The following is a 26,938-nucleotide window of genomic DNA, read 5'->3' on the forward strand; positions in this document are numbered from 1 at the left end:
CGAAAGAAAACGAAGAATTTAATTTGAGGTTATTATGTTTCTTGTATCATCCCGTGAAATGCTCCATAAAGCGCAGTTGGGTGGTTATGCCGTTCCTGCATTCAATATTCATAACTTAGAAACAGCTCAAGTTGTTGTAGAAACAGCGGCTGAAATGCAAACCCCAGTCATTCTTGCTGGCACTCCCGGTACTTTTTCTTATGCAGGGACAGATTACTTAATTGGCATTTGTAAAGAAGCAGCAAAGCGTTATCACATGCCTATTGCTCTTCATCTTGATCATCACGAGTCTTTTTCTGATATTCAACAAAAAGTAGAAGCGGGCATTAAATCTGCAATGATTGATGGTTCTCATTTAAGCTTTGATAAAAATATCGAGTTAGTTCGTAAAGTGGTTCAATTTTGTCATCGTTGGGATTGCTCGGTAGAAGCAGAGTTAGGTCGTTTAGGTGGACAGGAAGATGATCTAATTGTTGATGCTAAAGATGCACTATTTACTGACCCTGATGCTGCGGTTGAATTTATCGAAGCGACAGGAATTGATTCATTAGCGATTGCAATTGGTACTGCCCATGGTCTTTATAAAGAAAAACCATGTTTAGATTTTGATCGATTAGGTATTATTCGCCGTAAAACAGATGTCCCATTAGTATTGCACGGTGCATCAGATGTACCAGATGAAGACGTTCGCCGTTGTATCGAATTAGGCATTACAAAAGTGAATGTCGCAACCGAATTAAAAATTGCATTTTCAGATGCTGTGAAAGCATATTTTATTGAGAACCCAGGAGCTAACGATCCTCGTCATTACATTATCCCTGGCAAAGAAGCGATGAAAAAAGTCGTGCAAGATAAAATTCGAGTTTGTGGCAGTGAAGGTAAATTATAATTTAGGATTTTAATTCTGTTTTGAACCTTACATGGTTTTGCCACATTGATTTAATAAACCCTCTAATTGAATCAATGTGGCTTTTTTAGGTTGTCTTATGAAAAAAACAAAAATAGCCATCATTGGCGAATGCATGATTGAGTTAAGTGGCAATGCTTTTTCTACACAAACTCAAAGTTTTGGCGGGGATACTCTAAATACGGCAGTGTATTTATCTCGTTTACTTCCTCATATTTCCCCTCATTATATAACCGCATTAGGTCTAGATGAATATAGCTCATTAATGCTTCAAGCTTGGGAGTCGGAGGGGATCAATTGTTCATTAGTTCTACGAGATAAGGAGCGACTTCCCGGTTTATATAGTATTAATATCGATGGTGCAGGGGAGCGCAGTTTTCATTATTGGCGTGATAATTCAGCAGCCAAGCATATGTGTCAGCACCTTATGTTTGTACCGAACATAGCTAAAATCATGGATGCTGATATTGTCTATTTATCAGGTATTTCTCTCGCAATATTACCCATTCATGATCGTGAAATTCTTTTAGATGTACTGGCCACATTGAAACAACATGGTGCAACGATTATTACTGATTCAAATTACCGTCCCACTCTATGGAAAGACCAAATAGATGCGAAGTTTTGGTTAGATAATTTATATCGACTGAGCGATGTCACTTTAGTCACAGGAGATGATGAAGAATTACTTCTAGGAACTGAACACATATCAGCACAAGAAATAGCAGACCGATTGCATACTCTAGGGGTGGAGCAAGTTGTAGTAAAACTTGGAGCAGAAGGCGCTATGTGGTCTATCAATACTGGTGATACAGGTAGTATGAATGCGGAACGAATTGATAAATTGGTAGATACGACGGCTGCTGGTGATTCATTTAATGCGGCATTTATAGCTGCCTATAGTCAGGGAGAGTCCATCGCAAATTGTTGTGCTTGGGGGAATCTATTAGCCTCTAAAGTTATACAGCATAAGGGGGCGATTATCCCGATTTCATACATACAAACACTCATTACTAATATGGAACAGATTAATGAAAAATAACCTTTGGATAGAAACAGTAAAAGCATTAAAAGTCATGCCTGTAATTCAAATTGAAAACGCAGATGATGCTGTTCCTTTAGCTAAAATACTTGTCGAAAATGGATTACCTGCGGCAGAAATCACCTTCAGAACTGAAGCGGCAGAAGAATCGATTCGTCGTATTCGTCAAGCATACCCAGATATTATTTTATGTGCAGGAACAGTATTAACAAAAGAGCAAGCCAAGCTCGCTGTCGATGCAGGAGCCGATTTTGTTGTGAGCCCTGGTTTTAATCCAAAGACGGTTCAATATTGTTTAGATAACAATATTAAGATTATTCCGGGAATCAATAATCCAAGCTTAGTTGAGCAAGCGTTAGAGATGGGACTCTCGGCATTAAAATTCTTTCCTGCAGAAGCATCTGGTGGGTTGAATATGTTGAAATCATTAACTGGACCTTATGGCAATATTCAATTAATGCCTACAGGTGGGGTTAACCTGAAAAACTTATTAAGTTATTTGGCAATACCACAGGTTATTGCGTGTGGTGGAACATGGATAGCTCCAACGGATGCGATTAAAAATCATGACTGGAAGGTTATCGCTAAAAATGTACGTGAAACTTGTTCATTAATTACTGGTGATGAAGATGGAAAATAATCAAATAACGAAACACGTTGCTGTTTTACTTGCTGATGGTTTTGAAGAAGGCGAAGCGGTTGTTTTTATCGATATAATGCGTCGTTTAGATATTAAGGTTGATGTCTTATCTTGTATGAAAACGACCGCATTAGAAACCTATTTTGAAACTCGAATTTCTGCCGATTATACGTTAAAAGATAAACAAAACGTTCTGTATGATGCAGTAATGATGCCAGGAGGCCCAAAAGGTACGGATAATTTATCTGCCAACCCAATGGTTATTGCTTTTCTTGAACGCCACATAACGAAAGAAAAATACATTTGTGCATTGTGCTCTTCTGGTGCAAAGGTACTTGCGGCAAATCATTTATTGAATGGACGAAATTATACAACAGGCGGAGGTCTTGAGAAGAAGTTTTCGGATGGTACTTTCCAAGATAAGAAAGTTGTTGTAGATGGATATTTTATTAGTGGTAAGGGGCTTGGTGTTAGTTTTGAATTTGCGTTTACAGTAGCTAAATATGTGCTTTCTGACAATATTGAAAAAGTAGAGTGGCAAGCTCAGCATATTTATTTTGATTACATTTAATAAATGATCCCCCCTATTTTTTACAAACGGCACTTCTTCGGAAGTGTCTTTTTTTATTCTATTTTCTGGTTTTAATTGATCGCTGTCCTATGCTTGTTACTTAAGTGTTAAAAATAAGATTGGGTGAGATAAATGGATTTAGCTAATGTATCAATTAAAGGGCGACTATTAGGCAGTAATATTGTGATTTGTTTTTTAATAATTGCATTAAATATTGTGGTGTTTCAATCTATTTCAACGATGGAAAAAGCCTCTGAATGGGTAGAGCATACCGAAGAGGTTATCGCAAATAGTAAAGGTCTTGTTAATTCAATGGTCAATCAAGAAACTGGCTTACGAGGATTTGCTATTGCCGGTCAAGAAAGTTATTTAGAACCTTATGTAGCAGGTAAAGCTAATTTTAAAACCTATTTGCAAGAAGCCAAATCGTTAACATCGGATAACCCAGCGCAACAGGTACGTTTTGATGAAGTCTCTGCTCTGGCTCAGAACTGGTCAAATTATGCAGAATCCATTATTGAGCTAAGAAGAAGCATTAGGCAAGGAGAGGGTATAAATCATCAGCTAACGGAATTAATTCAATCGGGTATTGGCAAAAATAGAATGGATGGGTTGCGAGCAGAAGTCGATACACGAAGCTTTGGAATGGTTGGAAATATTATCATCAATGCGATGGTCAATATGGAAACAGGCTTAAGAGGTTATATTCTTAATCGTGAAGAACAATATTTAGAACCGTATTATGCCGGGCTAAAAGTGATCAAAAAACAGAATCAATTTATTGAAGGGACAGCGCTATCTAAACATGTTAATGGGTGGATAAATGATTATAGTGAAAAAGCCATATCTCTTGTAAAAACATCAACTGATTATAAAACGATGGAAGCTCTGTATACAGAGCTTGATAAAAAGAAAGGTAAAATCTATATGGATGATCTTCGCAGTAAGGTCTCGGCAATTATAGATATTGAAGCTAGCTTAATGGGTCAAAGAAAGATTGAATCAAGTAATACGGCAACAATGGCAAATAATGTCATTCTTTTTGGTAGTGTAATTGTTGTTTTACTTGCACTTATTTTTTCATACTTTACTGCTACTAGTATAACAGGGCCAATTCAAAAGGCTGTAGCTTATGCGAAGCAATTAGCTGCTGGTGATTTGAATATCAATGTTGGTAAACAAGGAACGAGTGAGGCCGGAACACTGTTACTTGCCATTCAAACGGTATCAAATAATCTAAAGGAAATGATCGGACAGATAGCTGAAACGAGTAATAAGCTTAAGGAATCATCAAACTATTTAACGAGTGCATTAGAAAAGACCGATAATGGTGCGAAAGAGCAGTTAACTCGAACAGAGCAGATCTCAGACGCAATGCAGCAGTTGTCTATTGCAGTTCAAGAGGTATCTCAAAATACAGTTAATGCGGCACATGTAGCAACTCATGCAGATGAAGAGGCTCAAGCTGGTTTTAATGTGATTCAAAGCACCATTGGTCATATTGCCCAGCTGGATAAAGAGATAAAACAAACCTCTTCACAAATAACAGACTTGGCAGAAGAAACTAATAATATTGGTAAAATTTTAGAGGTTATTGGAGGAATTGCTGAGCAAACTAATTTACTAGCATTAAATGCAGCGATAGAGGCAGCAAGAGCGGGTGAGCAGGGCAGAGGCTTTGCAGTAGTTGCTGATGAGGTTCGAGTTTTGGCTAAGAGAACTCAAGAGTCGACGACTGAGATCCATACTCTTATTGACCGAATTCAGAATGGAACAAATGATGTTGTAGCTAGCATGGAGCAGAGTACAAATTTATTAACCTCCAGCATAAATTCAGCGAGTAAATCAGGCAGTGCATTTTCAGTAATAACGGGCTCAATTACTAAGATAAATGATATGAATACTCAAAGCGCTAGTGCCTCTGAAGAGCAAAGTGTTGCCACGGAACAAGTAAATGAGAGTATGCAAGCTGTGAACAGTATTTCACACGAGAATCATACGACAATGATGGAGACGGTTAAATCGTGTGACGATCTTGCTAAGTTGTCAAATGAGCTAAATGCATCAGTTAAACAATTTAAGATGTAGTCTTTGTGTGCCTATACAGAGGATTACGTGAGGTAATAGTGAAAGTTTGCACCAGATTACATTATTGACTTTTAAACGATTATTTATAGCTCCTGATGCGGATAAATGTGCTAAACCTATAAGAAGAATATAAAAAAATGAGGTAACTGATGGATCTTTTTTCTGATTATCGGAGCGATGTACAAACTGATTCTCCTGAGAATCGAGTGCAGAAATTAGTTAAACCTTGGCGTGTTTTGTTAGTTGATGATGATGAACAAATGCATCAAATAACAAAACTGGCGTTAAGTGGCTTTACTTTTCAAGACCGAAAACTGGATTTGATCTCAGCATTATCGGGTGAAGAAGCAAGACTCATTCTAGAGTCGAATTCTGATATTGCTATTGCGCTAATTGATGTTGTTATGGAAACTGAACATGCTGGATTAGATTTAGTTCAATATATTCGAGAAAATTTAGATAATCAATTAATTCGATTGGTGCTTAGAACTGGACAAGCAGGCCAAGCGCCAGAAGATATTGTTATTCAAGAATATGAAATTGATGATTATAAAGAAAAAACAGAATTGACCACTCAGAAACTTCGAACACTACTGTATTCAATGTTAAGATCTTATCGAGATTTATGTTTGATTGATGAACAGAAAGAAGGGCTAAGTTTGGTTATTAAGGCCTCGGCGAATGTTCAAAATACTACAACCCTAAAGGCGTATGCGACTGCTGTGTTACAACAAGTCACTTCATTACTTAAATTAGAAGCTTCCGCTTTTTATGGCGTTGTTCAACCCGAACCAAACGGTGAAGAATCTCGAGCATTAACGATAGCGGCAACGGGAGGATATGTTAATTCCTATGATGAATGTGCGTACGAGCGTTTGCCTGATATCGTTTCAGAACGCTGTAAAAATGCGGTAACAAATCAATCAAGCCAGAGTTATGATGATGCGTATGTCTTTTTCATGTCGGATGAGCGAGGGGTTAATAACCTTTTATATATTAATATTAATAGCGAATTATCAGAATTAGATAAACAGCTCCTTGAAATTTATATGAATAATATAGGGCTGACTTTTGAAAATTTAAACTTGCTTGAAGATTTAAAAGAGACAGCGAAAGAGTTAGTTTACAACTTAGCTAATGCAGTTGAAGCAAGAAGCAAAGAAACTGGAGCACATGTTCAAAGAGTTGCTTTGGTATCAGAACAGCTGGCTATTTTATATGGACTTTCTGATTTTGATTGCTTGATGATTAAACAATCATCTCCGTTACATGATGTTGGGAAAGTCGCAATTCCGGATTCTATTTTGCATAAACCAGGTAAATTAACACCTGAAGAATGGCATATAATGCAAAAGCATGTGGAATATGGTGTTGATATCCTTAGTCGTTCGAAACGCAAACTGATTTTAGTCGCCAAAGATATAGCAGCTTATCATCATGAAAAATGGGATGGAACAGGTTACCCGAATCAATTAAGTGGTGAAAATATACCAATTAGTGGTCGGATTACAGCACTTGCTGACGTATTTGATGCTCTTGGTTCAAAGAGAAGCTATAAACAACCTTGGTCTAGTGAAGATATACGACAAGAAATCGCCTTACAGAGAGGGAAGCATTTTGAACCCAAATTGGTTGATTTAATGTTGGATAATTGGACTTTATTTACTTCAATTCGTGATAATCACCCTGATTAGTGAATCTCCTTTCTGATTTATACTTTATTCATTATTTTAATAAGAAGAAGGGCTCATTATTAAATGAGCCCTTCTTCTTATGCAACATACTAACTGTTAAAAGGCGAATTGTTTAATCGAGAAAGGTAAATAAATACTCTCTAGTTTTATATGTCTTTTGAGATAATTGTCAGTGGTAGTTCTTTCGGTAAAGTAAAAGTAAAATGAACCCCTTGATTCAAGGTTGAGTTGAATACTAAACTTCCAGCTAATTTTTGATGAATAAGATTGAAAACTAAGTTTAACCCTAGTCCAGAGCCTCCTTTCCCTCGCTTACTAGTATAAAATGGTTCGAATATTTTTTGATGCAAGGCTTCTTCTACACCGGACCCATTATCAACATATTCACAAATAATATTGTCTCCCTCTTCATAGAAGGAGATATGTATTTCTGCGGCCTTTGTGGTGTCGGTAAAAGCATGATTAACACTGTTCATTATTAGATTAGAAATAACTTGAGTGAGTACTCCTGGCAAGCTGTTCATGGTTAATGAATGGCTACCTGAAATGATAGGAACAACTGGTATTTTGCGTGTTTCGGAGTGTAAGCTGGCAATTAATGAATCGAGAGTTTGGTGAATAACGAATTGGCTACGGCATTCTGATACTTGATCTACGGCCGTTTGTTTGAAGTCACGAATTAATTTAGCCCCTCTGTTAAGGTTATCTTCTAGCATTGTTGTTGTTTCATTCATACGTTGCATTAGATCAGAGAATTGTGTGCTAGTTAATGTTTGATTAGCGAATGCATTGTTTAACTCTTGAGTTATTTCTTTAATGATAGAGGCTGCTGTTACTGAGATCCCTAGTGGTGTATTTACTTCATGTGCCACACCAGCAACAAGTCCACCAAGAGCAGCTAATTTCTCTGATTCGACTAATTGGTCTTGAGTTTTTTGTAGCTTCTTCATATTATCTTTCAGATCTTTAGTTCGCTCTTTTACCTTATCTTCAAGACCCTGGTTAAGTTCTTCTAAATCTCGTTTTGCTTGAGTAAGAGCTGAAATATCTAGAGCTGTGCCCCTAAATCCAATAAAACGCTTATTTTGGTAATTGGCTGTTCCTTGGAAAAGGAGATACTGAGTTCGATTATCGATATGGAGAGCTTCTTCACATAAGGAGAAATCCGTTCGTTCATGAATATAAGATAATAACGTTGTTGCCATTTTTAGAGAGGGTATATCTGTAATCATAATGTGGTGCTCTATATCTAAATTTAAACTTTTTCTCATTTCCTCTGAAGCATAAATAAGCTGTCCTAATTCATTCGTTTCCCATAACCAGTCAGATGAAATGTTGGCGAAATCAGCAAAACGTTCTTGTTGAAACTTTAAATTTTGATATAGCAAGGTGACATCTTTAGTAATTTTATTTGCCTCATCTCCAAGCCATTTTAACTCATCTTCTTTTTCCATTATGCATGGTGTATACCTTAACTTTAAGGGTTTAGGTGGTTCTAGAGGGTTAAATTGACGTAGGTATCTTGCAATAGAGAATATGCGTCGATTAATACTTTGATGAACAATCATTAGTATGATGTAGCAGATAATCGTGATCTTAAAAGCATTAATTCCTAACGAAATTAAAAATTGTTCAAGCAAATAGTTATAAATTTTCTTTGCATCAGATTGTACATATAAACTGCCAATGACTTCTGGGGTTGCTTCTTCTGAGGCTTTAAAGGTAACAGGGTATAGACTTGAAATAGTTTGCTCAAACACTGGAGTTCCAGCTGTAAATGTATAGTTTTCAGTTTCAATCTTTAGATAATCAATTTTTGATAAATTAACTAAGCCCTCTAAACGTTGTTGTAAGAGAACGAGATCAAATCGCCATAATGACGTTGCGAGTAAATCAATATGTATACTTTGTAGTTCTTGATGACGGCTCTCCACTGCATCAAATTCACGGTTGTAGTCCCAGTAGAGTTGCATAAAACTCGTTAGTAATGTCACGATACTGCTTATAATTATTAAAATTAATATAATACGTCGGCCAATATGACTGGAAATAGGATTTTTTTTATTATGTATGAACTGGTTAGTGCGATTCATTCTTATCCCTCACTTTAACTGATTTACTAAGTAAGTATAGTCAGGTTTTCTTACTTGAGTGCATAGTTAATATATCAACTACACTAAATAGGTTGGTAAAAAGAAACCGGAGGCGTAATGAAAACTTGCTTATTAGTGATGTTAACTCTGTTTAGTAATATGCTTTATGCTGGAAAAGTACTGGTTATCGAAAGTTATCATGCCGAATATTCTTGGGATAAAAGCTATTTAGCAGGGATTAATTTAATTCTAGATGGTGAACATGAAATTACTACTTTTCAAATGAATACGAAAAGACTGCCGAGTGAACAACACGAAAAAATGGCAGATAAGGCTTACCTCAAATATGCGACATATCAACCGGATTTAGTGATCTTAGGTGATGATAATGCGTTGAATTATATGTTACCTAAATTATATGACAAAGGTATTCCAATTGTATTTTTGGGAATAAATGCTAATCCAAGAAAACTTCTTGAAAAATATAGGGGAAGCTCTCAAATTACAGGAGTTTTAGAGCAACCTTTGTTAGCAAAAACGATGGGTGAAATAGGGTCGATGCTACCCGTTAATAAAAAGAAAATTCGAGTCCTTTTTGATTCTGGCACGACCTCCAAAATAGCAACATCTTATATGAAACAACAATACAAAATGCTTAACAAAAAAATTGGACTTGAAGCTGAAGTAATAATAGTCAGTCACTTTTCTGATTGGCAATCTTTAATTTTAGATGCTGATAGCCAAGGTATAGGAGCTGTCGTCATTGGTTTATATCATACCTTGATGGATGAAAATGGAATTCATGTCAATGAAGATACGGTAATTTCATGGACAAATAAGGAATCAAAAGTACCATTATTTGGTTTTTGGGACTTCTCTATTGGTGAAGGAAAAGCAGCTGGAGGGGTTGTCTTATTTGGTGAATCTCAAGGTATTGCTGCAGGTGAGATTGCCCAGAAAATCTTATCAGGTAAGGCATTAGCAAAAGATATTCCGATAACTATTGGTCGAAAAGGAAAGGCGATTTATACGCTAAAAGAGATGAAACGTTGGGACTTAACTCCCCCAAAACACTGGAAAGCAATTGAGTAAGGCTAAGCCATGCCTTTTATTCGCATGACTTAGTCCTAACTGAATATTTGCTAACTTTACTTTTTATTAAAAAAAGTTAGATACATACAAGGAATAATAATTAACACCACAGGTAACGAAAACAGCAAGCCGTAGCCAAGTGTTAACGACATTGGGCCCATAAACACATCGGTCCCACCTAATCCATAAGCTAATGGTAGCAAACCTACAACAGTGGTGATAGATGTCAATAATATGGGTCTAAAGCGACTGCTTGTTGCTTGAGTTACCGATTCTAGTGTCGATAACCCTTCAGCTACTAACTCGTTAATTTTATTAATTAATACCAATGAGTTATTCACTACAACACCTGTCATGCCTAGCACACCAATTAATGCAAATAATGATAAAGCTTGAGCATGAATAAATAACGCCATTAATGCAGAGATAACCGCAAACGGAATAACTGTCATTACCAATAGTGGTTGTAGTAATGAATTGAACATTACTGCTAAAACAAAGTAGATCCCTAATAATCCAGCAGGAAAGGCAATCATAAATCCACTCATGGTTTCATTGGTGCTTTCTGCTTCGCCACCTGCTTGAATGATCACGTTGCTTGGGTACTTTCCTTGCAGTTCAGCCAATAATGTTTCACTCAGCGCCACAGACGAAAGTTCGTCATTTATGATTTGTGCTGTTATGGTAACTTCGCGATCACCGTTATAATGTTGAATTAAACGTGGAGCATCAATGTTTTCTACTTTTGCTAAACGGCTTAATGGAACCTGTGCGCCTTTAGCTGTATATATCTTGGTTGTTTTTAGTTTTTCTATGCTGCGATAGTTTTCATCCATAATTACTCGAATATTGACTTCTTGATCGCCAAGCCAAGTCGATGTCACGCTCTCGCCCTCAAAGGCAATACGAAGTGTAGAGGCAAGATCTGAAGTGGTTAAATTATAACGAGCAAGCCACTCGTACTGTGGAATAATTTGTAATTGAGGATCTTTTAATTCCTCGTTATTCGTTATTTTATTAAGCCCTGATTGTTCTTTTAACCATGCCATTACTAATTGAACGGTAGCGTCTCGTTCTACGGTTGTTCCGCCTAATACTCTTAGTTCAACAGGCTCTCCTGGTGGGGGGCCTCCAGCATCGACAGAGAGTTTTACAAACGATAATGTATCAATGTTTGCCAATTTTGAATCCAATTCTGTGATAATTTCATCAGCGGTGCGGTCACGATTTTCAAAACTTGTTAAGGCAATTAAGCCAGTACTTACTGGACTAGAGTAGGTGATTTCTACACTTTTTAGTTCATTGTCAGGCAGTGCGGCAATTACTTCTTCTAAAGTGATGTGTGCTGCTCGGATCTTCTCTATCGGTGTTCCTGGCTTTACCTCTGTGTATATTTCTATGTATTTTGCCGCTTCAGAAGGAAATATATCGAGCTTTAAGTTTGTGACTAACCATGTGCTCCCCATTAAGCTGACAACTGCAATAACTAATACGCTTTTCTTGTAGTTTAAACAGTGGGTTAAGAAGCGTTGATACTGGTTGATAATAATTTGAAATTTATCGACTTTTTCTTCTTTCTTCGCTTTTTTATCCAGAGAGTTTGCTAAGTGAGCAGGTAAGGTAAATGTACATTCAGCGAGTGAAAATAACAGTGCAGCAATAACCGTAACTGGGATCACAAAAATAGCTTTACCCATAGTTCCAGGAATAAACAGCATTGGGATGAATACTAATGCTGTGGTGGTTAAGCTAGCAATTATTGGTTTAATGACTTTTTGAGTACCTGACACCGCTGCATCTAATGCACTTAGACCTTTCTCTTTTTCTTGGTAAATACTCTCGGCAACAATCACTGAATCATCGACAATAACGCCAATCACCAATAACAAGGCGGCTAAAGTAATGCTGTCTAAATTCATGCCTAACATTGGTAAAATAGCGATGACGCCTAAAATACAGAACGGGATAGACATTGAAACCCAAAAGGCAATTTGACGCTTTAGAATTAAACTTAATACCGCTAAGACAAGGATAAGACCTATCATTCCATTGGTTGATACAATCGAGAATTTTTCGCTCATGTCATCGGCAAGATTGAGCCCATAATCAAAAGCGAATTGGCCTTCAAATGTGCTGCCTTCTTTTTCAAGTAAGGCTTTGATGTTATCGACTGTGGTAATGATGTCCGCATTGGCGCTGTTGGTGAGACTAAATAAGATAGCATCTTGCCCATTGATCATGCCTTTTTGGGTCGAATTTTCAAAGGTATCAATGATTGTTGCAACATCACTAAGGCGGATCAAAGCGCCAGTAGGTAGTACTTTGATAATGGTTTGTGCAAGTTCATCAGTTGATTGCACTTGAGTCATGGTGACAATTTTTTGCTCACTGTTCCATGATTCAACGACACCACCAGAGAGTGATAAACTACGATTATTTACTGCATTAATTACTTCGTTAAACGTTAATTTATAACGGCTTACTTTTGTCGGGTCGATTTCAATCCAAAACTCACGTTCGTTATAACCTGTCATCGATATTGCAGCAACACCCGAGGTGTTTTTCAGTTGTTTTTCTAATTTACGAGCGTAATTTTGTAAGGCTGTTTCGCTATCTTTATTTGCTTTACCAATATAACTAACCCCAAAAGTCAGCACTTCAAATGAAGACGTACCGCGTTGTGCAACCATTGGAGGGTTGGAAATATTTTTTGGCAAACCACTCACACGATCAACTGCTTGTTGTACATCACGAATAACTTTATTCATGTCGTTATTAGGGTCTAATTCAACACTAATGGCCGATAAACCATCAGAAGATTGAGAGGTAAATAGTTTTATCCCTTCAACTGACTTTAGCTCTTTCTCTATGAGATTAGTAATATTGATTTCTACATCTTGTGCAGTAGAACCAGGGTAGGTAGTAGTAATATCTAGCTCTTCAAAAGCGACATCAGGGTATTCTTGTAGGTTCAATGTACTTAATGAGGCCGCACCAATAAACAGCACCATGATTGTCATAATGCGAGCAAGAAAACTGCGTTGTGCAAAGTAACTAATAAATGAATTCATTGCTTAGCCTTACTGTGGATTTGAAAGAATGGTAGAGGCATGGATAGACATACCTGGCTTTAATTTGTGATCTGCATTTTGAATTTCAACATCAATAGGGTAAGCAAAAGTTTGAGGGTCAATCTCTACTCCAATACGTTTTATTGACGACAATATTTTCATGTTAGGATTAGTTTCAGGCCAAACGACCATTTCTTGACCTACAGTTAATTCGGCAATATCAAATTCACTGGCAAGTAATCGAATAGTTAGGGTATCTATGTTAATAACTTGATAAAGTAAATCCCCTTGATTTACCCATGCACCATCTTCTATTGAACGATTCACCACATAACCATCAATGGCAGACGCAATAATTGTGCTTTGTAAATCTAATTGCGCTTTATCTAACTCAATTTTTGCTAATGATACGGTTGCTTTAGCACTGTCATAATCGGCAGACGCTATATCTAATTCATTTTGAGATAGGCTGTTTTTCTTTTTTAACTCTTGGTAGCGAATAAAGAGTGATTTTTTAAGTTTTAGATCCGCTTGAGCTAAAGATAAATTTGCTTTTTGTTTACTTACTTCTAATTTGAAATCTTGGTTTTTAATTGTTGCTAGTGTGGTGTTTTTTACAATTTTCTCACCGAGTTCAATATTGGCTTGTTCAACCATGCCACTGATTTCTGAAACGACGTTAAGTGGGCTTTTACTTTTGGTTTGACCGATTAATTCAACAGCGAAAAGAGACGACGAAATTAAGCTTGTTGCTAAGCTCAATGCTAATAATGTTTTTTTCATAATGATGTCCTCATTTGGTATGAGAGTAGTATCAATCATGAAATGTCGTTTTTTTGTCAAAGAGCACGACATTTATTCGACAAAAATTTGTTATGATGAAATTAAATCAAAAACAGAGAGTGATGATGTTTACTAACAAACGCATCTTAGTGGTTGAAGATAACGAAGAACTTCAAGGAATATTAGCTGACTTTTTAGAGATAAAAGGTGCAGAAGTAGATTTTGCTGATAATGGAGAATTAGGATTGCAACTAGCTTTAACTCATTCTTTTGATGCCATTATTCTTGATGTAATGTTACCCAAAAAAGACGGAATGACAGTAGCTAAAGAGTTGCGTGAACAAGGCTGTGCCACGCCCGTACTAATGCTGACAGCATTAAATGGTCAAAATGATTTGGTCAAAGGTTTTGAAAGTGGAGTCGATGACTTTGTGAGCAAACCATTTAACTTTATTGAACTTGAAGTCCGCTTACTGGCATTAATAAAACGATTTAGGGGCGAGGTTGCAAGTGCTCTATTATCCTTTGGTGATCTTCATGTTGATCAAAGTAGTCATAAAGTCATTCGTAATAAACAAGAACTTACGCTCACACCTGTAATGTATCAGATTATTGTAAAATTGATTAAATCAGCTCCTGAGATGGTAACAAGAGAAGCGCTAATTTATGAAATATGGGGAGATGATGCTCCCGATAAAGATATTTTACGCAGTCATATTCACTTGCTAAGAGCGGTATTGGATAAACCATTTAGTTATCCAATGCTAAAAACAGTTCCTAAATTTGGCTTTAAATTGGAGTTATAATTATGAGCTGGAGGCAACGTATTTTTCCATCGCGAACAACGCATTCAATTGAAGATGTAAAAAAACGATTGTTGTTTACATTTTCTGCAATTTCTCTTAGCTCAGCTTTTTTTGTTTTTTTTGGATTTTCACTACATTTAGTTTTTAATGAAGATGCACAAATTGAACACCACTTGCAATCATTTGAACAAATCGCAAAAGATCATTACGCTTTAGCTAAAGAGGATAAAGTACAAATCAGTCCTCATATTATGGCGTATTATTCCGAAGCTGCGTTAGATGCGAAACTTAGTCATAGTCTGCCTTATCAACTAGCACAGGTCAGTAAATTCAATACGTTCGATGAAGATGGTTATATGGTTTACCATGATACCTTCTATAATGAAGAGGGAGATCTAATCCCATTATTCTTAACTATTGGCAGTCGTTCTATTAATTTTGGCGATGATACATGGGATACACTCATGTTGTTATCATTTGCGTTAATGATTTTTTTAATTGGTTTTTTACGTTTCTCATTACGACGTGTCTTTGATGGGTTAATGTCGCCATTGTCTGAATTAAGTACACAATTAGAAAGTAAAAATGAAAAAGACTTTGTGGTATCAGAGCGTTCAATTGATGAGTTAAAACAATTTACGCATCATCTAAACGACTACAAACAAATGAAAGAACGATTAGCGAAACAAGAAATGATGTTTGCCAAATATGCTAGTCATGAATTAAAAACCCCGATTGCTGTTGTGTTAGGTGCTGCAAATCTTCAAGCGATGAAAGAGGGTGATGAACCATTTCAAGTCAAGCAACGGAACAGAATATTAATAGCTGCTTCTAATATGCAAGTCACGGTTGAATTACTGCTGAATATTGTGAAACAAGAAAATGTAACTCAAGATGGCCGCTATGACATTAATGAAACGGCATTGAACCTTAATTATTATGAATCTCTCTTGTCTGAGGGCGTATCGTTATTAGTTAATATTGACTCGTCTGAGCAAACCAATTTACCTGAAGGGGTTATTAATATGGTCCTGAAGAATTTACTCAATAATGCGATTCGATTTACTCAAACTGGAAGCATTACGGTTACTGTAGCCGGAGACCTTATTTCGGTTGTGGATACTGGTAAGGGGCTAAGCGGTAAACCAGAAACAGAACATGGTTTAGGTTTACTTATTGTTCAACGTTTATGTGCTAGCTATGGCTGGTGTTTTGAACTAAAGGACAATAGTGATTCTAAAAAAGGGCCGGGATGCTCTGCGATATTGTCTAGATAAAATTGAATAACATAAAGAATCCTATGTTTATTATTACACAAGGTCTTTATTCGTTGTTATGTTTGATATTAACTTTCAAGTAACCATATTTTTTAGAAACGACTTTTATTAATTTATCGGTGATTCTAGTGATTCTGTTTCACAAACTCTAAGAAAGTACGGTCGGCTCTTGAGAGGTAGCCTTTTTTTCTCCATGCAATTGATATATCTAAAAAGATAGGCTCACTAAAAGGAATGGATACAATATCGGGTTCATTTTCTGTGGCTAACTCAAGCAAGGCACTAATGGCAAAATCTCGTTTTACAATTTTTAATATTACTGGTAATAAATTGGTTTCAAAAGAAAAATCGGCAGTTAAATTCTCTCGCTTACAAATCGAATCTAGCCTTTCTCGGTGAAAGTAGCCTTGCTTAAACATCACCAATTCTTGAGAGAAAAACTCTTTAAATGACAGCGTTTCTTTTGTTGAAAATTCATGCTCAGGACTTACTACTGCAACCATTTGAGAGCGTAATAAATGGTCGGAATCTAGCTCTTCTGGTAAATTTCTAACTTGAGTAATACCGAGATCGATCTCTCCATCAAGTAGCATTTTTTGAATAGATTGAGCTCCCGCTTCTACCATGGTGAGTTTTAATTTTGGATATCGACTTTTAAAAGCCATCAGTACATCAGGAAAATAATAGGTTCCCATTATACTCGGTACGCCTAATCGAACTTCTCCCTTTTCTAGTCCCCTTAATTCTTTCATAGCTAAGGTAGCATCATCTAATTGCTGTAGGATTAGTTTTGCATGAGTAAGCAATACTTCACCTTCGTGGGTTAGTGCTATTTTTCGTTCATTACGACGGAAGAGTTCAAGTTCTAATTGGCTTTCTAATTTCTTGATAGCAACACTAAGAGCGGGTTGGGCAATGTGCAAAGCTTTGGCTGCATGAGTGATATTTTGGTGTTCAGCAACTGCAACAAAATACTTCAGTAATCTTGTATCCATCTTAATAACCCACCATAACTAAAAACTATCAAATCAATAATTATTATATATTTTCACTATTTCAATGAACTTGCTACTGTTTTGATATTGTTTTCCTGATGATGATCACTGAGATGATTGAATTTCGTAGTCGAGCCTATTACCAAGTGAGTGCTGCATTAGCCTTTGGGTCGTTTTTGGTCTTTTGTAATCTGTATTTATTTCAGCCTATGCTACCTGTTTTGGCGGATCATTTTTCGGTCTCTGCAACTCGAATCAATTGGCTATTAGCCGCAGGTACATTCGCTCTCGCTTTAATGTTATTACCTTGGGCTATTGCTTCTGAAATGATAGGTAGGCGTAGGGTATTGCTTATCAGCCTATTCTTATTGCCTGTTATTGGTTTAACATCGTTGCTGACTGACAATTTACTGTTACTTATCATTAGTCGTGCATTAATGGGCTTTGCTCTGGCTGGGTTTGCGGCGGTGGCGGTGGCCTACATGGCGGAAGAGTTTTCGGCAAAGGCATTCAGCCATGCAATTGGGGCGTACATTAGTGCTAACTCATTAGGTGGGATTTCTGGACGTATTTTGGGCGGTATGATTACTGATCATTTTGATTGGCAGACTGCCGTTATTAGTATGGCAATTCTCAGTTTAATTGGGGCCATAGTGGTCGCTTTCGTTCTTCCTAAAGAAGCTCAACCAACCGCTAAAGTGCCGCAACTTTCTCAGTATCATCGAGTTATTTTTCAACACCTTAGAAATAAAAAAATCCTGTTCGCTATGTTGATTGGTGGGGTGAATTTTGCCTTGTTCGTTAATCTATATACAGTGACAGGTTTTCGCTTAGTCAGTGCGCCTTATATGCTGCCTATTAGTATTGCTTCTATGATTTTCCTCTGTTATTTATCCGGGACTGTCAGCTCTCGATTAGTCGGGATATGGTGTCAATATTTTAGCTCGGTATCAGGAATGTTTTTTGGATCATTATTAAGTTTAGTGGGAATGTTAATTGCTAGCCATGAATCACTTCTTATGATCATTATTGGATTGAATGTGCTTAGTTTTGGCGCTTTTTTTACTCATTCTTTGGCTTATGGTTGGGTCAGTCAACAAGCGAAAACTGCGAAATCTACAGCAACGGCGTTATATTTGGTTCATTACTATGTCAGCGGTAGTTTGGGTGGTTTTTATTTGATGTATTGCTGGCAGCATGGTGGATGGGAGAGAGTAATATTAGGCGCTAGTGTCTTATATGGCATGGTTTTCTGGTTGTGTTGGCGTTTATATTATTACGCCCATACCAAAATGGAATGGGCGTAATCTGTATGGATAGATTACTTAATGAGTGCTACTTATTATAAATATGGAACCCATTTTTTCCTGAACGCTTAATATAATACATTGCTTCATCGGCATTATGCATTAAATCGTTGATGCTTGTACCGTGTTCAGGGTAGTAAGCGACACCAATACTGGTATTAAGTATATGCTTCTCACTATCTAACATGATTGGTTGATGAGAGAGTGATAAGTAAGAGCTTACCTGTGAAATAACGTCTTCTGTATCAAGTACATCATAAATAAGTACGGCAAACTCATCGCCTCCAATTCGAGCGACATAGGCATTAGTAGAAAATATATATTCTAAATTATCAGCTATGGCTTTTAAGGCTAAATCTCCAACGCTGTGACCAAAGGTGTCATTGAGCTCCTTAAAGCTATCAAGGTCAATGTAAATTAAGGCTACTTTAGTTTCTGTATGACGTGCATTTTGTAATTTCCAATGAAATAATTTTTTGAAATACCCACGGTTAACTAATCCCGTTAAACTATCATGATGAGCTAATTTTCGTATTTCATTATGGTCGATGTTTTTCTTGAGCTGAAGTCGAGTAATAATGTAAGCCATAGAAACGGAAAAGAGTAATATCACCAATAAAATATAGAACTCAATCGTGGAACATATTTTTCGGTGTCCATTGAGCTTCGTGTGGTGCAAAGGTGATTAATCGCCAACAAGTATCTTGCTTTACAATACGAACCTCTTCTAATGAGGTAACGCTTTTAGGGTAGGAGAATACAGAATCAAATGTTAATACACCACTTAGTAAGTTAAATTGGCCATATTCATTATTCTTAACGCAGTCGTAAGTTTTAGGATAAATATTAGAGTATTTTTTTTCTTCACTATTAGGGAACATGAAAGCAAATTCAAGATCAGGCCTTCTATCATAAAATAAAAAATAATCATCGCTGTTAATTAACATATGATGATCTTTATTATTTAAGTTAAATATCTTTAAACCATCAAGTAGGTGTTCTGCTAAATAGTTTAAAATAACAACACCACGCTTACGGCCATTATCGTCAAATACAGGGGTTGCAAGGCGGATCATCGGTTTATAAGGTGTTTCTATTTCACCATGCTCGATATTAAGGTCAAGGATAGAGATATACACATCCCCATCTCGCAGTTTTAAACTGTCTTTAAAGTAGTATCGACTCGCTTTATTTTGAAGTAGATTTTTGGGTACGATAGAAGGGACACCATCATTATAGTTGATCCGAATAATTTCATTCCCTTTTAAATCAAGGTAACGAAGCTGATCATATAGGCCTTTACGTAAACTTAATGCTAGGGTGTTTAATTCAGCCAATTGGATGAGCTTTTTGTCTGAATTATTATAAGCATGATGAATCTCAATAAAATCAGATAGGAGAAGTAGATCTTGTCCAATGCTATCAAGTGTTATAGAAATATATTTTTTCTGTGCTGAAATAATAGCTTTTTGTTCTGATTCAATTTTGTTTATCTTTATTTCATTTTCTGAGTATTTGTATAAATAGAACGCAGAAAATAAGAGAGTAAAAAATGTTGAAAATAAAATGATAAGGCGTGGCCAAAAATGGAATATATTAGGTTTATTGAACTTCATTACTTTAATCACTTAACACAAGTTTAACAAAAGGCATGAAATTTATGCCACGAGCGCTACTTAGTTTATCCATTATCTAAGGAAGGCGTTAATTCGATGGACTGTATAATATCTGAGTGACTCAATCAATAAGTAGCCAAAGATAGTTACGATTAGCTTGACCTATATCGTATTATTTTTGCTGAAGAAACTAGAGGTATATCTAATCTTAAGTAATGTTATTTATTATTGTTTTTATGGTTGTTTTTCACTTCATTTAAACTACATGGCTATAACCCTATATACTACGTTAAATAACATTGATTTCAGTGTTCTATTTTGGGTTTGGATAATTAATACTAATATATTCTGGCTCTTCAATCCCTGATTCTTGATTTAATACACGGGTTAGCACGAAATAGTAGTTAGCTAATACATTGGCAAACCTAGGCAGTGTTTCAGGTATTTTCTTTGTGGTCAATTTATCTACTTGAACTAATGCGCGGACTACTTTCTTACTTAAGCTACGGCATTGGTGCAATTGGATCACAGGTCCAGTTCCCCTTGGAAGAACAAAGCGTTTTCCTTTGTCTTCGACTTGTTCTTTAAAGGCGATCATTTCAGTGAGTAATTCTTGTACGTCTTCTTCAAAGATCCCACATTTACCACGAATCGAACCGTTTAAATGGAAAATTTTTGGTTGTAAGCGTTCTAATGATTCTCGGACTTCTTGATTTGAAATTTGAGAAATAGCGAGGCCAGTGTAGGTGCATAATTCGTCGGTTAAAATCTCAAAATCACACAGTGGACTGTCTTCAAAAATGAAGGGGTACGAAAGTTCACCAACCACACCAGAGGCTTTTAGTGTCATAATTAAATCACTTAGTTATCAATAAGAATTGAACGTACTTTATCATGAGGTTAGAAATTAATTCTAATTAATCTAATATTTATCTTATTGATAGAATATCTACGTTGAGCAAAGTACAATACCGCCTATCTTCGGAATACGGTGAAAGTCCGTAACGGGCGCGCCACTGTGAGAATACCTAGGTGTATTTAAGTCAGATACGAAGATCATGGTTTACAATGACGTAAGCCATTTCACTAGGTACGCGATTTACAGGAGTTGCCATGCATTGGCCGGCGTTTAAGTATTTTTTCATTATTTCCTCTTTATTCTTATCTGTATCTTCATTGGCAAATACAGTGTATCCGCTTTCTTTGATTGATGGTCTTGGCAACAAAGTTACTATAAAAACAGAGCCTCAAAAGATTTCATCTAAAACCTTATTTACTGATGCGGTGTTACTCGAGTTGGTGGATGATAGTTCACTATCCAGTTTGACTGATTTAGCTAATAATCCTAATTACTCAGCGGTAAAAGACATTCTTCCAAAATCAGTGCCTTTATTAGCGTTGAATGTAGAAATGATTATTGCTAATCGTCCTGATATTGTGTTTGCAGCCAATTGGAGTGATGCGTCAAAATTGGCGATTATTGAAAGTGCGGGCATTCCGGTTTATCGAATTCAAACACCTAAAACGATTGCTGAGATCGAATCTGAGATCTTACGTGTTGGTGAGATAGTTAACAAAAGCGAAGCGGCTAAAAAAGTCGTTGCCAAAATGAAAGCACGATTAATTCAAGATGTGATTAAGCCAAAACAAAGATTAACAGCATTAGATTACAACCCTTGGGGAACCTCTAGTGGACAAGACTCCACATGGGATGAAGTATTAGAACAAGCGGAACTGGATAATGCGATTGAAGGATTAGTGAGTGATAAATACGGCCAAGTGCCAGTATCAAAAGAAATGGTGATTGTGCTTAATCCGGATGTGTTGTTTATTCCTGCTTGGGTTTATGGCGATGACAATGGAGCAGAGCAGTTCAAGCAAGATGTAATGTCTGATCCATCACTACAATCTGTCACTGCGATTAAAGAAGGGCGTGTGTATCAAATGCCTCATGTATTAAGAAGTGTTTATAGTCAGTACATTATTGATGCTGTTCTTTTTGTTAATCATTCTGCATATAAGAAGCCCTAATGCCTTTTTATCGTTTAACTTCAGTTCAAATTCTTATTTCTGTGAGTCTTTTTGTTGGCTTATTTTTGGCGTATCTCAGCCTTGGTGCTGTTCATATTCCAATTATCGATATATTGGCGATGTTTAAGAGTTATTTGCTTAATGGTAGCGAACTCGCAGCAAAAGAATACCCATTAGCCTCTGCGATTGTTATGCATATTCGTTTACCTAGAGCGTGCGCCGCTATTCTTGCTGGTGGTGCATTGGCCTTGGCTGGGGCGTGTACTCAAGGTTTATTTAAAAATCCACTCGCGAGTCCAGATGTGTTAGGAGTGAGTTCGGGCAGTAGTTTTGGGGCGGTGATTGCGATAGTCACGGGCTTTTCATTTATGAACCCGATGTGGCTACCGATTTTTACTACAGTAGGGGCATTAGCAGCGTCAGCATTTATCTATGTATTGGCTTCTCGCAGTTCTTCTTCGCAGATCTTGTTTTTAATCTTAACGGGCTTGGCGTTATCGAGCTTATTGGGTGGCGCTCGCATGGGGCTATTATTAATGGCTCAACAATATGAAGTCAGCCAATTTGTTTTTTGGGCAATGGGTGGCTTAGATGGCCGTATGTGGCAGCATTTATTATGGCCAACGCCTGTCATTATCATTGTCTCGTTCTTATTGCTAAAAGAGAGTAGAGCCTTGAATTTATTGGCTTTAGGTGAAGAAAGCGCGCACGGCATGGGGCTTAATGTAAAACAGACTCGATTCAAGCTATTGATGTTTGCTACCTTGCTTACAGCGATGTCGATAGCGATTGCCGGACCTATAGGTTTTATTGGCTTGATGGTGCCGCATTTGGTGCGTTTATTAGTGGGCCCTGCACATGAAAAGCTGTTGCCATTTTCTGCTATTTTTGGTGTGATTTTCTTATTAGTGTGTGATTTGTTAGGTCGTTGGATTATCGCGCCAAATGAGTTAAAAGCGGGGATCATCACGTCGTTTATTGGTGGTTGTTACTTTATTGGTTTAATTATTCGATTCCAAAGAAAAGGGCGTTTAGCATGATGAATTCAACAGCGGCACTACTAAACGTATCAAACCTAAGTTATCAAGTTGGTTCAAAAACGTTATTAAACGACATCTCATTTTCAGTGAATGCGGGTGAGTTAGTTGGTGTTATTGGCCCTAATGGTGCTGGTAAAAGTACCTTGATGAAATGCATCAGTGGTTTTCAAGCCTATTCTCAGGGGGAGATATCAATTAAAGGCGAATCGCTATCGAGTCTTTCACATATTGAACGTGCATTAAGTATGAGCTACTTACCCCAATACAGTGAAGCCGCATTTCCATTCAGCGTGATGGAAACCATTGGTTTAGGGTTTCATGCGCGTCAGCAACAAGAAGTGATTTCAACTGCTCTGATTAAAAACCAAAGCAAAGACGCGTTAGAAAGAGTTGGAATAGGGCATTTACATAATCGGACAGTAACTGATTTATCTGGTGGTGAAAAACAGCTAGTACACTTTGCGCGATCGTTAGTGCAAGGAACGTCATTAATGCTACTTGATGAACCAACGGCCAGTTTGGATATTGGTCATGAATCGCAGTTAATGAATGTGCTTTATCAAGAATGCCAAAACGGGAAATCAGCTCTAGTCGCTATTCATAATTTAAACACTGCGGCAGAGTTTTGTGATCGCCTCATCTTGATTAACCAAGGTGAAGTGATGGCAGAAGGTAAGCCAAATGAGGTGTTGAGTGAAGAGAATATTCGAACCTTATATCAAGACTTAGTCATGGTGTCGAATCATGCGGTGACAGGAAATACGATAGTGTCGCCGTATAAGAAATAACTCGTATTAATATAGTGCATATCGTTTATATTAAATTAATATTTAGATTTACATTTAATATATTAGGTTTGATAATTGTGTTAATTAACAGAAGATCACATATTGAAGCTTATATTTATTAGTGAGTTTGACTGTGAAGATTAAATTATTAATTATAGATGTCCCATAATTAATAAGTTTAATATAATGAAAAAAACAAAAGTAATATTGTTGTCTTTCTTGTTTCCTTTTTCTGTTAATGCTTTTGCAGAAGAGGCTCTTTTAATCCCTGAAGCGATTACCGCTGCACAAGTGGATAGTGTTCAAGGCTCGAATACTTATACTTATGTTCGTTGTTGGTATCGACCTCATACTGATCACAATGATCCTGCTACTGATTGGGAATGGGCAAAAAATACTGATGGTAGTGATTATAAGGTTCAAGGTTATTGGTGGTCATCTTCCTCATTTAAAAATATGTTCTATAGTAATGAACCACAAAGTAAGATCCAAGAGCGTTGTGAAGAAACTTTAGACGTTACTCATGACACAGCAGATATTACCTACTTTGCGGCAGATAATAGGCTGTCATATAATCATTCTATCTGGACAAACGATGAAGTATTTCAGGCTAATACAATAAACCGATTAGTCGCGTTTGGAGACAGTCTTTCCGATACTGGTAATATTTTTAATGGTTCTCAATGGATATTTCCTAATCGTAATTCATGGTTCTTAGGGCATTTTTCAAATGGTTTAGTTTGGACTGAATATTTAGCAAAAGAGAAAAATATCCCGCTTTATAATTGGGCTGTAGGAGGTGCTGCTGGTGAAAATAAATACGTAGCTCTAACTGGGGTATATGATCAGGTAACATCTTATTTAACCTATATAAAAATGGCGAAAAACTATAAACCAGAGAACACATTATTTACATTAGAGTTTGGTTTAAATGACTTTATGAATTATCACCGTGAACTTTCGGAAGTTAAAGGGGATTTAAGTCGAGCCCTTATTCGATTAGTGGATGCAGGAGCAGAAAATATTTTGCTATTTACTTTACCTGACGCAACAAAAGCACCACAATTTAAATACTCAACTCAAGATGAAATTGTCACGATACGTAACCAAATAAATGAATTTAATTTATTTATTAAAGAACAGGCAAAATACTATAAAGAGACAGGTAAAAACGTAGTTTTGTTTGATGCTGGAGAGTTATTTTCACAAATCACGGCTGATCCACAAGAGCATGGTTTCCAAAATTCGACAGATGCGTGTTTAGATATTAACCGTAGCTCATCGCTTGATTATTTATATAGCCATAGTTTAACTAAAGACTGTGAATATTACGGATCGGATGCGTATGTATTTTGGGGTGTTACTCATCCAACAACAGCTACTCATAGATACATTGCCGATAAAATACTGGAAACGTCATTTAGTACTTTCTCATTTAAATAAATAATTAATAAACTAATCACTTACGGTAAGAATATAACCGTAAGTGATTTTTCAGAGTAAGATGTAGGTCTCCTAATGGCAGCATTTGTAGATTGTTATACTCTATAGGTATTAAGCACAACCACCATTACTTTATCTATTATTCACACGGCGGTGCCATGTGAATTAACGCTAAACCGCCGAGAGAGGTTTCACGGTATTTACGGTTCATGTCTTTACCTGTTTGATACATGGTATCGATCACTTTATCGAGTGAGATAAGACATTTGCTTGTTCGCTTAAGCGCCATACGAGAAGCGTTAATCGCCTTCATTGAGCCCATTGCATTACGCTCGATACAAGGCACTTGAACAAGACCACCAATAGGATCACACGTCATACCTAACGAATGTTCCATGGCAATTTCAGCCGCCATACAAATTTGCTCATTACTGCCACCGCGAAGTGCCGTTAAGCCAGCCGCTGCCATGGATGAAGAAACACCAACCTCACCCTGACAACCTACCTCAGCGCCAGAAATGGAAGCATTAGTTTTGTATAAAATACCAATCGCACCAGATACCGCTAAGAAGTCTTTTAGTTGCTTTGTATCAAGCTCTTTAATGAAACGATGGTAATACATCAATACACCAGGAATAACACCGGCTGCGCCATTGGTTGGAGAAGTAACAACTTGTCCACCTGCGGCGTTTTCTTCACTTACTGCAAAAGCAAATAAGTTAATCCAATCCATGATTTCCATCGGGTCGTTTTCAATAGAGGCGTTTGCTTCTAGTTTTTTCAATAAAGCAGGCGCACGACGAACTACATTTAAGCCGCCATCAAGAATGCCCTCGGTTTGGAAGCCACGTTCCATACACAGTGACATTACTTTCCAGATTTGGTCCGCTTTCGCGTCAATCGCTTCCATTGGTTGGAAAGAGATTTCGTTACGTAGAATCAGATTACCTAAACTTAGGCCTTGTTTCTCAGCTTTTTCTAGCATCTCATCTGCTGATTTGAATGGGAATTCAACCTCAACATCAGCGGTGCTTTTGCCATTAGTTAGTTCATCTGCGGTTGCAATAAAACCACCACCCACAGAGTAATAAGTTTCGATAGCAAGTTGTTGCCCTGCGGCGTCAAAAATTGAAATCGTCATACCATTTTCATGTAATGGCAGGTTGGTTTTATGAAAAAGCATATCAGTTTCATAATCAAAGGTGATTTCATGTTCGCCGGCAACGGTAAGTACTTTATCTTCAATGGCTTTTTTCATTGCCAAATTTGCGCTAGTAATCTTGATGGTATCAGGACGGTTACCTAGTAAACCTAAAATGGTTGCGCGATCGGTGTGGTGTCCGATACCCGTCAGCGAGAGCGAACCATATAAATCAACTTGAACACGAGTGACTTGCTTTAAATGAGGTTGAATAAGTTGAGTAAAATTATACCCAGCAATCATAGGACCGTTTGTGTGTGAGCTAGATGGCCCAACACCAATTTTGTAGATATCAAAGATAGACAGCATAAGACATTACCTATTTAAATGCAGTAAAACCAAAATCATAAACGTGTGAGCATCGCTTACTGGCTTTACTATTATAATTATTAAGTTTAGTTGTTTTGTAGAATTGTGCTTAAAAATGACAAATCCCAAGCACTAACAACTAGA

22 protein-coding genes are annotated in these 26,938 nt (G+C 37.0%); 14 read left to right on the forward strand and 8 right to left on the reverse strand.

All coding sequences use genetic code 11. The features are described from left to right. Positions 1-34 precede the first annotated feature (34 nt). From ACU5DF_RS06225 to ACU5DF_RS06250, 6 genes are all read left to right on the forward strand, one after another. Positions 35-889, forward strand: a complete 855-nt coding sequence (locus ACU5DF_RS06225) for a tagatose bisphosphate family class II aldolase (RefSeq protein ID WP_061036864.1) — start codon at positions 35-37, stop codon at positions 887-889. 97 nt (positions 890-986) lie between these two features. Next, positions 987-1,949, forward strand: coding sequence for a sugar kinase (locus ACU5DF_RS06230; protein ID WP_446712208.1), 963 nt, complete (start codon positions 987-989; stop codon positions 1,947-1,949). Next, positions 1,939-2,589, forward strand: coding sequence for a bifunctional 4-hydroxy-2-oxoglutarate aldolase/2-dehydro-3-deoxy-phosphogluconate aldolase (locus ACU5DF_RS06235; protein WP_060993218.1), 651 nt, complete (start codon positions 1,939-1,941; stop codon positions 2,587-2,589). The genes ACU5DF_RS06230 and ACU5DF_RS06235 overlap by 11 nt, the downstream gene beginning before the upstream one ends. Continuing rightward, positions 2,579-3,160 (forward strand): DJ-1/PfpI family protein, encoded by a 582-nt coding sequence (locus tag ACU5DF_RS06240; protein WP_446712209.1) that lies wholly within the window; start codon positions 2,579-2,581, stop codon positions 3,158-3,160. Before ACU5DF_RS06235 ends, ACU5DF_RS06240 begins: the two co-directional genes overlap by 11 nt. Before the next feature lie 132 nt (positions 3,161-3,292). Further along, on the forward strand, positions 3,293-5,248 hold the full coding sequence (locus ACU5DF_RS06245) for a CHASE3 domain-containing protein (RefSeq protein WP_446712210.1): 1,956 nt from the start codon (positions 3,293-3,295) through the stop codon (positions 5,246-5,248). A gap of 149 nt (positions 5,249-5,397) precedes the next feature. Continuing rightward, complete coding sequence (locus ACU5DF_RS06250; RefSeq protein ID WP_446712211.1) at positions 5,398-6,942, forward strand: DUF3369 domain-containing protein; 1,545 nt, start codon at positions 5,398-5,400, stop codon at positions 6,940-6,942. A gap of 146 nt (positions 6,943-7,088) precedes the next feature. On the opposite strand, the gene ACU5DF_RS06255 is transcribed toward ACU5DF_RS06250, so the two are convergent. Beyond that, entirely contained in the window at positions 7,089-9,035 is a 1,947-nt protein-coding gene (locus tag ACU5DF_RS06255) for a sensor histidine kinase (protein ID WP_446712212.1), read from the reverse strand. Positions 9,036-9,152: 117 nt separating this feature from the next. Between ACU5DF_RS06255 and ACU5DF_RS06260 the strand changes: the two genes are divergently transcribed. Then, complete coding sequence (locus ACU5DF_RS06260; protein ID WP_446712213.1) at positions 9,153-10,127, forward strand: ABC transporter substrate-binding protein; 975 nt, start codon at positions 9,153-9,155, stop codon at positions 10,125-10,127. Positions 10,128-10,183: 56 nt separating this feature from the next. Here ACU5DF_RS06260 and ACU5DF_RS06265 read toward each other — a convergent pair whose 3' ends face one another. Together ACU5DF_RS06265 and ACU5DF_RS06270 are read right to left on the reverse strand one after the other, a co-directional pair. Next, positions 10,184-13,198, reverse strand: coding sequence for an efflux RND transporter permease subunit (locus ACU5DF_RS06265; RefSeq protein WP_446712214.1), 3,015 nt, complete (start codon positions 13,196-13,198; stop codon positions 10,184-10,186). A gap of 9 nt (positions 13,199-13,207) precedes the next feature. Continuing rightward, complete coding sequence (locus tag ACU5DF_RS06270) at positions 13,208-13,981, reverse strand: efflux RND transporter periplasmic adaptor subunit (protein WP_446712215.1); 774 nt, start codon at positions 13,979-13,981, stop codon at positions 13,208-13,210. A 125-nt stretch (positions 13,982-14,106) separates the two neighbouring features. On the opposite strand from ACU5DF_RS06270, the gene ACU5DF_RS06275 reads away from it, so the two are divergent. Beyond that, positions 14,107-14,787 carry a response regulator transcription factor gene (locus ACU5DF_RS06275; RefSeq protein ID WP_446712488.1) on the forward strand — a complete coding sequence of 227 codons (681 nt, stop codon included), beginning with the start codon at positions 14,107-14,109 and terminating at the stop codon, positions 14,785-14,787. A 2-nt stretch (positions 14,788-14,789) separates the two neighbouring features. Continuing rightward, positions 14,790-16,064, forward strand: coding sequence for a sensor histidine kinase (locus ACU5DF_RS06280; RefSeq protein WP_446712216.1), 1,275 nt, complete (start codon positions 14,790-14,792; stop codon positions 16,062-16,064). A 125-nt stretch (positions 16,065-16,189) separates the two neighbouring features. Here the strand turns inward: ACU5DF_RS06280 and ACU5DF_RS06285 are convergent, their stop codons facing one another. Continuing rightward, the gene (locus tag ACU5DF_RS06285) at positions 16,190-17,059 is read right to left on the reverse strand and encodes a LysR family transcriptional regulator (protein WP_446712217.1); all 870 of its coding nucleotides are present in this window, start codon (positions 17,057-17,059) and stop codon (positions 16,190-16,192) included. Between the two features lie 113 nt (positions 17,060-17,172). Here ACU5DF_RS06285 and ACU5DF_RS06290 point away from each other — a divergent pair, with 113 nt between their 5' ends. Continuing rightward, positions 17,173-18,366, forward strand: coding sequence for an MFS transporter (locus ACU5DF_RS06290; protein WP_446712218.1), 1,194 nt, complete (start codon positions 17,173-17,175; stop codon positions 18,364-18,366). A 28-nt stretch (positions 18,367-18,394) separates the two neighbouring features. On the opposite strand, the gene ACU5DF_RS06295 is transcribed toward ACU5DF_RS06290, so the two are convergent. The 3 genes from ACU5DF_RS06295 to ACU5DF_RS06305 form a co-directional block, all read right to left on the reverse strand. Next, positions 18,395-18,955: a diguanylate cyclase domain-containing protein gene (locus ACU5DF_RS06295; RefSeq protein WP_446712219.1), complete on the reverse strand. Its 561-nt coding sequence runs from the start codon at positions 18,953-18,955 to the stop codon at positions 18,395-18,397. Between the two features lie 40 nt (positions 18,956-18,995). Continuing rightward, on the reverse strand, positions 18,996-19,982 hold the full coding sequence (locus ACU5DF_RS06300; protein WP_446712220.1) for a cache domain-containing protein: 987 nt from the start codon (positions 19,980-19,982) through the stop codon (positions 18,996-18,998). Between the two features lie 313 nt (positions 19,983-20,295). Next, positions 20,296-20,832 (reverse strand): cobalamin adenosyltransferase family protein, encoded by a 537-nt coding sequence (locus ACU5DF_RS06305; protein WP_446712221.1) that lies wholly within the window; start codon positions 20,830-20,832, stop codon positions 20,296-20,298. Positions 20,833-21,095: 263 nt separating this feature from the next. Here ACU5DF_RS06305 and ACU5DF_RS06310 point away from each other — a divergent pair, with 263 nt between their 5' ends. The 4 genes from ACU5DF_RS06310 (at position 21,096) to ACU5DF_RS06325 (ending at position 25,284) form a co-directional block, all read left to right on the forward strand. Continuing rightward, positions 21,096-22,013: an ABC transporter substrate-binding protein gene (locus ACU5DF_RS06310; RefSeq protein WP_446712222.1), complete on the forward strand. Its 918-nt coding sequence runs from the start codon at positions 21,096-21,098 to the stop codon at positions 22,011-22,013. After that, entirely contained in the window at positions 22,013-23,053 is a 1,041-nt protein-coding gene (locus ACU5DF_RS06315) for a FecCD family ABC transporter permease (protein WP_446712223.1), read from the forward strand. The genes ACU5DF_RS06310 and ACU5DF_RS06315 overlap by 1 nt, the downstream gene beginning before the upstream one ends. Beyond that, entirely contained in the window at positions 23,050-23,841 is a 792-nt protein-coding gene (locus ACU5DF_RS06320) for an ABC transporter ATP-binding protein (RefSeq protein WP_446712224.1), read from the forward strand. The genes ACU5DF_RS06315 and ACU5DF_RS06320 overlap by 4 nt, the downstream gene beginning before the upstream one ends. 186 nt (positions 23,842-24,027) lie before the next feature. Then, on the forward strand, positions 24,028-25,284 hold the full coding sequence (locus ACU5DF_RS06325; RefSeq protein ID WP_045104353.1) for an SGNH/GDSL hydrolase family protein: 1,257 nt from the start codon (positions 24,028-24,030) through the stop codon (positions 25,282-25,284). Between the two features lie 139 nt (positions 25,285-25,423). Here ACU5DF_RS06325 and ACU5DF_RS06330 read toward each other — a convergent pair whose 3' ends face one another. Next, on the reverse strand, positions 25,424-26,794 hold the full coding sequence (locus ACU5DF_RS06330) for an L-serine ammonia-lyase (protein ID WP_446712225.1): 1,371 nt from the start codon (positions 26,792-26,794) through the stop codon (positions 25,424-25,426). Positions 26,795-26,938 lie beyond the last annotated feature (144 nt).

Source organism: Aliivibrio wodanis (genome assembly GCF_052920805.1).